This is a genomic window from Kocuria subflava (assembly GCF_012163155.1).
Taxonomy (GTDB): Bacteria; Actinomycetota; Actinomycetes; order Actinomycetales; family Micrococcaceae; genus Kocuria; species Kocuria subflava.
The window spans coordinates 1-584 of the sequence record NZ_JAAVUN010000180.1; the positions used below are offsets into that span (position 1 = coordinate 1).

At 60.8% G+C, this 584-nt stretch carries 1 pseudogene; it reads right to left on the bottom strand.

The annotated features are described in order from the left end of the window. Positions 1–370 precede the first annotated feature (370 nt). Positions 371–584 (bottom strand): annotated as a pseudogene (locus tag GTW58_RS13640) (cell division protein FtsQ/DivIB); the annotation flags it as partial.

The following is a 584-nucleotide window of genomic DNA, read 5'->3' on the forward strand; positions in this document are numbered from 1 at the left end:
GACACCGCGCAAACCTTCTTCGATCATGCGGTTCACGGCGTTAACGCCGCCACCGCCAATGCCGACAACCTTGATGACGGCCAGGTAGTTCTGGGGAGTCGTGGTGTCCATGATCACCTGTTTCGCTTCGGGGGTCCGCCCGCGTGGGGGCCGAACGGGCTGCTTCCGGTGAGACCGTCAACCGCTGCCAACATTTCTTAACCTTCAAGTGGTGGTTCAGTGTTGGACTGCCGGTCGATGTGGCTCATCTCTTTCTTCCACGCCAAAGACTAGCAATGGGATTTCGCTCGAACGGATACGCGGGGGCGTGTTGAAGGTCGCATGCGGTCATTTTCCGTTCCAAGCCTCAAGGTTTGCCTCAAACTTGACGTCATTCGAGGACGGGATGCTCCGGGGAGGACACGTCGTAGACGTTGACGGCCCCGGTCTGCTCGCGCGCGTCCACGAGCTGCGCCAAGACCTCCGCCTTGAGGTTCCCGCGCGTGGAATCACCCCACCGAACGGTGACACCGCCGTCCAGTTCGAGTTCAACGGTCGAGTCCGACTCCGCCTTCGCGGAGTTCACCTGCTCGAGCAACGACGAC